Annotated in this window: 3 protein-coding genes; 1 reads left to right on the top strand and 2 read right to left on the bottom strand. The window is 43.8% G+C overall.

Annotated elements, in window-relative coordinates:
- Positions 1 to 226 precede the first annotated feature (226 nt).
- Positions 227 to 1018: an amino acid ABC transporter ATP-binding protein gene (locus tag F6K51_RS35210; protein WP_293030252.1), complete on the top strand. Its 792-nt coding sequence runs from the start codon at positions 227 to 229 to the stop codon at positions 1016 to 1018.
- Between the two features lie 99 nt (positions 1019 to 1117).
- On the opposite strand, the gene ribD is transcribed toward F6K51_RS35210, so the two are convergent.
- Together ribD and F6K51_RS35200 are read right to left on the bottom strand one after the other, a co-directional pair.
- Positions 1118 to 2239, bottom strand: a complete 1122-nt coding sequence (ribD, locus tag F6K51_RS35205) for a bifunctional diaminohydroxyphosphoribosylaminopyrimidine deaminase/5-amino-6-(5-phosphoribosylamino)uracil reductase RibD (RefSeq protein ID WP_293030249.1) — start codon at positions 2237 to 2239, stop codon at positions 1118 to 1120.
- A gap of 117 nt (positions 2240 to 2356) precedes the next feature.
- Positions 2357 to 4393, bottom strand: a complete 2037-nt coding sequence (locus F6K51_RS35200) for a serine/threonine-protein kinase (RefSeq protein WP_293030246.1) — start codon at positions 4391 to 4393, stop codon at positions 2357 to 2359.
- Positions 4394 to 4950: the final 557 nt, after the last annotated feature.

Genomic DNA, 4950 nt, shown 5'->3' with positions numbered 1-4950 from the left:
GGATCTGCGATAAACGCTATATAACCTTAAACCTGTAACTTTGGCCTTTCGGCCACGCTACGCGAACAACCTGTAACCTTAAACCTGTAACTTTGGCCTTTCGGCCACGCTACGCGAACAACCTGTAACCTTAAACCTGTAACTTTGGCCTTTCGGCCACGCTACGCGAACAACCTGTAACCTTCAACCTGTAACCCAATCCAACGTTACTTAAGAGAAAAGAATCATGACCAATCAACAACCGATCACTGCTCCTCAAGACCCAGTTAATTCCGGAGATACCGAATCAATGATCATCGCTCAAGATGTTCATAAGTGGTACACCAGCAACCAATTTCATGTTCTGCGTGGTGTCAGTCTAGAAGTCAAGAAAAAAGAAGTAGTGGTGATCATGGGGCCTAGTGGGTCTGGAAAATCCACGTTTATTCGGACATTTAATGCTTTAGAAGACTATCAAAAAGGAAAAATTGTTATTGATAGCATTGAACTCTCCCATGACTTGCGAAACATTGATACCATTCGCAAGGAAGTGGGGATGGTGTTCCAACAATTTAACTTATTTCCTCACCTGACTGTACTGCAAAATGTCACCCTTGCTCCCATTTGGGTGCGCCGCTGGAAAAAGGCAAAAGCTGAAGAAATTGCCATGCAGCTGTTAGAAAAAGTCGGTATTCTCGAACAAGCCAAGAAGTATCCCGGTCAACTGTCAGGGGGACAACAGCAACGGGTAGCTATTGCCCGTGCTTTGGCAATGCAGCCTAAAATTATGTTATTTGATGAGCCTACCTCAGCTCTAGACCCCGAGATGGTGCGAGAGGTACTCGATACCATGCGATCGCTTGCTGATTCTGGGATGACTATGGTTTGCGTTACCCACGAGGTAGGTTTTGCTAGAGAAGTTGCAGACCGAGTGGTACTAATGGCTGATGGGAAGTTGGTGGAAGAAAGTACACCCCAGGAATTTTTCAACAATCCTCAACATGAACGTACTAAGCAGTTTTTATCCCAAATTTTATAAAAATAGCGTTTCTCCACAAAATGTTTTACCTCTTGCCTCTTGCCTCTTGCCTCTTGCCTCTTGCCTCTTGCCTTTTTCCTGCTCCCTACTCCCTACTCCCTACTCCCTCTTAGAAGCTAAATAACCTTCTACAACATAATCCGATCCTATCTGACGCCAACTGACTCGTTCTAAGGTTAGAGCATCAGTCATGAGTGTCAAGCCCAAATCTCCTACCGGTGAGGGACCACCTTGACCACCGATGATTTTGGGAGCAATAAAGGCTACGATTTTTTGGACTGCACCATCTGCGATCGCATTTGCAGCTAAGATACCACCACATTCCCATAACACACTGGAAAGCTGCCTGTCATATAAATATGCCATTACTTGAGAAGGCGTCAGGGGATTCAATACCACCACCTCTACACCCTGGTTGACCAGATGTTGATATAAATCTCCCTCAGTTCCGACCTCTGTAAACACCAACGTAGGTACATCATCCGTCTGCCAAACACGAGCATCTCTGGGTAAGTCGAGGGTGCGACTCATGATCACCCGTAGGGGATTCGGTGCGTTTGGATTGTGGCTAGTCAAATTGGGGTTATCCTGACGCACCGTATTACCGCCCACAATCACTGCATCGCAAGCTGATCGCAGTTGATGCACCCAACTGCGGGACTTTTCCCCTGTAATCCATTTGCTGTGACCACTAGTAGCAGCAATTTTGCCATCTAAAGTCATGGCATACTTGAGAATTCCCAATGGACGCTGGTAAAGAATGCGATGAATAAAGCCTTCATTGAGCTGACGGCAAGCACTCTCTTCCACACCTACCACCACTTCAATCCCAGCCGCCCTTAACCGTTCAATACCTTTTCCAGATACCCGTGGATCAGGGTCCACCATCCCCACCACTACTTTAGCGACTCCAGCCCTAATTAACGCTTCTGTACAAGGAGGGGTTCTACCATAGTGATTGCAAGGTTCCATATTCACGTAAACCGTTGCTCCCTCGCCATTTTCTCCAGCCTCTGAGAGGGCAAACACTTCCGCGTGAGGTTGACCAGCAGCGGGATGAAACCCTTCCCCAACAATTTCCCCATTCCGGACAATTACACAACCGACTAAAGGGTTGGGTGTAGTACGTCCCTCGGCTCGCCTTGCTAGTTGGATGCACCGCTGTATCATGGCTTGCGCCAAGGGAGTTTCAGGAAAAGATGTCACAGGAGAGTTGTCCATTCGTCTGTTACTATTGAGATTTTATTTGTAATCATCAGCATTTAATTAACTTTAACTCTAAACTTCATAAAATCAAAATTGCTCGCAAACAGCTCACCCAAACTAATTACTTACAAACTAATTACTTAACTGTGGAACCTGCCAGAGTTTGATTATCTTTTTCCCACCACTAGTAGCAATTGTCTGGCAATCAGGACTAATCGCAAAATATTCAATTGGATTTGGAAAACCATTTAGAGTATAGATTAGTTTTTCATTAGCAAAATCCCACACTTTTATCGTTTTATCTGCACTTCCACTGAACAACTTCTTACAATTAGCACCGATAGCTAGTTCTTCCACATAATTGGTATGATCATTTAGACTGTTGACTTCTTCCCCAGTATCTAGATTCCAAACTTTGATAGTATTGTCAGCACTAGCAGTAAACAATCGTTGTCCATCCGGACTTATAGCTAGAGAATTAACAAAGCTATCATGACCTTTGAGAGTCCGGAGTACTTCCCCAGTGTTGATATCCCAAATTTTAATCGTCTTATCGGCACTCGCACTAAATAGTTCTTGCTCATTCTGACTAATTAATAAAAAGTTAATTGAACTTTTATGACCTTGGAGAGTGCGGATTTCTTCTCCCGTGTTGATATCCCAAATCTTAATCGTCTTGTCGGCACTAGCACTAAATAATTGTTGTCCATCCGGACTAACCGCTAAATGATTAATATAACTTTTATGACCTTCGAGAGTGTGGATTTCTTTTCCCGTGTTGATATCCCAAATCTTAATCGTTTTGTCGGCACTAGCACTAAATAATTGTTGTCCATCCGGGCTAATAGCTAGATAATTAACAAAGCTATTATGACCTTCGAGAGTGTGGATTGCTTCTACCGTGTTAATATTCCAAATTTTAATCGTTTTATCGGCACTAGCACTAACTAATAATTCGCCATCTTGACTAATGACTAGATAATTAACCCAACTTGAATGAGCAGTAAAGGTCTTAGTGTTAACTACAGATATTTCTTGAGATTTTCTCAGGGAAGGATTGTAGGCTTGATACAATAGCCAACCACCAGAACCAAATAAGCCAACCACCAGAGCCAATATCCCTCCTAACCACCCTCTTCTTCTTGGGGGTGTTACAACTTCTGTTTCTATAGAAATATTGGGTTGAGATTTAGTTTTAAATCTTTGGTTGGTTGTACTCGCTTCTATATTAGTCTTAGCCTCCGAAATACTAATCAAAGAATAAATATTAGCTATATCATTTAAAATTTGCTGAGTCTTCTGAGGTCGAGCTGCTGCCGTTGGAGCCATCAAATTATCAATAAAGTCGGCTAGCTGCTCAGATATTTGAGGAGCATGCTCACGCCAATGAAATTGATCATTTAACGGATCATAAACACTCTGATCGGTGACTGATTTACCAGTCAGTAAATAAACAAAGGTTCGCCCTAGAGCATAAAAATCAGACTGTGGGACTGCATACCCTTTTTCTTGCTCTGGGGGAGTATAGCCATGGGAACTAATCTTGGTAACACTGCCTCCACCACCAATTTCTGCTAGGTAGGTATAGGTCAACTCTCTAGCAGTGCCAAAGTCAATCAATACCAATTGCCCATTGGCACGGAGCATGATGTTTTCTGGCTTGATATCGCGATGGAAATAGTTTTCTTGGTGAACAAGATGCAAAATCTCTACTATCTGCTTTAACCATTTAAGGGCTTGCGGTTCTAGAATTGGGTGATTGCCCTGTTGCCTCATCCACTGCTTCAAGTTAAGTCCATCAATTTTCTCCATGATGATGCAATGCAGGGGCTCTTTACTATGTCTAGCAAAAAACTGAAAGTACCCCTCTGGATCGATTTGAGGGATACCGGGATGAGTCAGCTTGCTCAATACAGCTGCCTCTTGGCGAAATAGTTCAATAATTCTCGATTTCGAGTTGTGCTCTGGCTTAAGCACTTTCAGAATTTTTGGGACTGCTCCGTTGTAAGCTTCGTAAACCTTACCAAAGCCACTTTGGTCACTCAACAGGCGCATCACCCGATAGCGACCTTGTAATAACAAATCTGAGCCACAATGGCGACAAACCAGATTCGTCATGTTCCCTGGGTCATCTGGCTGAAGGCACAGGGGATTGATACAGTAGCTCATGCCTAGCTACAAAGAGATAGTGGTCTTATCCCAATATTAGGATGGGGGTCTTGAATTAATCTACTCAAAGCAATATTTTCGCTCATTACGCCCCTAGTAGCTCAACAGCAGGAGTGAACAGATCAATATATAGGTTTTTACATGCTAGTACAAAGTGGCGGTTATCAGTGACGGTCATCGTTAAGAGCAAGGAGACTCCCGTTATACCCAAAGGGTTAGCTAGCGGGAGACGGGGCGTATAAAGTGCGGACGCAGGTTCCGCACACAGCCCGGAGACGAAACCTTAAAATAAGGCAGCCTTAATCATAAAGTTTTAACCCTTTTACCCATAGCCGACCAACCATAAAGGCTGCCTTATTTTTGCGGTAACTTCTGACCCTCAGGAATTGCGTCCGTGGACAACTCTTCTAGAGTCAGATATAATGAAGAAGGTCAACGACCCACCCGAGACAATGGATCAGACAGCCTATACGAGCGAAGTCCAGTAACCTGGCGGCGCAGCAAAATTGGTAGACCGGGAAAAGATGACAGGGCAATGGTAGTCAACCCTCGAATCA

Source organism: Moorena sp. SIO3I8, assembly GCF_010692325.1.
GTDB lineage: Bacteria > Cyanobacteriota > Cyanobacteriia > Cyanobacteriales > Coleofasciculaceae > Moorena.
This window is presented reverse-complemented; position numbering and strand designations above follow the sequence as displayed.